Source organism: Burkholderia sp. HI2714 (assembly GCF_002223085.1).
GTDB classification, from domain to species: domain Bacteria; phylum Pseudomonadota; class Gammaproteobacteria; order Burkholderiales; family Burkholderiaceae; genus Burkholderia; species Burkholderia lata_D.
Window position 1 is genome coordinate 1 of sequence record NZ_NKFM01000165.1, and the last position, 888, is coordinate 888.

Here is an 888-nt window from a genome sequence, read left to right on the forward strand (position 1 = left end):
GTCACGCACGGCTTCGACCACCGTCTTCCTCAGGTACGCCTGCGTCGCCTGATCCAACTTTCGGGCATCAGTTTTCGTCTTCATACCCGTATAACGCACCACGAACTATTTGGTGCACTCGTCAGTAAGAAGAGGTAGCCCGGGATGCCTCTTCCGATGCGCCCAGACTTATCAAGAGCCGAAATATGGATCACAGAAGCTGGCCGGACCAACACATTTGTTTTGATCCATAGTCGAATCTGCAGACTGTGCTGCGCGAGTGCGCTCGTTGGTCGATTTTCCCCTAGGGGTGACCTGCTCGGCCCCTTGGGAGCGCTCTTTCATACGCTTTTCGTGCAGCTTTGCCATCATTTCCTGAACGTGCCTCGGGTAGTGTGGATCCTCCACCGTGGAGCGGTACCCTAAAGCGTGAAGCTCTGCTAGTTCGGCCTTGACCTCATCACGCGTGAGCCCCTTAGCATTTACTGACGGAATAAGTGCATAGGACAACGAAGAAATAAGGATAGCGGCAGTCAATAGCTTGGAGGTCATGATGTTCCTTTCGGTTGATGTGAATCAATAATACCTTACAACCGCATTACATTTAGCAATCTTCATGAGGGGTGCGACGTTCCGACGCGGCTGCATTTTGAGGCCGGCCGGAAAAAATGGAAGTAAGCGTCCCGCGAACCCGCACTTATGGATGTGAAGGAAACGAGGTACAGGTAGCGTTTTCAGCTTGCTGGAGACGCGATGGACTGGGTTTTGCACATCGAAGCGGCGGCGTGGTTCAGAAACCGCCGATTTTGGGTAACACGGACGAGCGGATACCCGCCGTGTATGAGGACGGCGTTGAAGGAAGCAGTGCGAATCAGATCGAGGGATCCGACCTTTGACGATCAGCCCCGA

At 53.6% G+C, this 888-nt stretch carries 1 protein-coding gene; it reads right to left on the minus strand.

What is annotated here, in order from left to right; genetic code table 11:
- Positions 1–171 precede the first annotated feature (171 nt).
- A complete protein-coding gene (locus tag CFB82_RS41680; protein ID WP_179255545.1) occupies positions 172–531 on the minus strand; it encodes a DUF4148 domain-containing protein in 360 nt (119 codons plus the stop codon).
- Positions 532–888: the final 357 nt, after the last annotated feature.

Bases quoted from the DNA above. Each gene is read 5' to 3' on its own strand.
- CFB82_RS41680 (WP_179255545.1), bottom strand. From the start codon at position 531: ATGACCTCCAAGCTATTGACTGCCGCTATCCTTATTTCTTCGTTGTCC.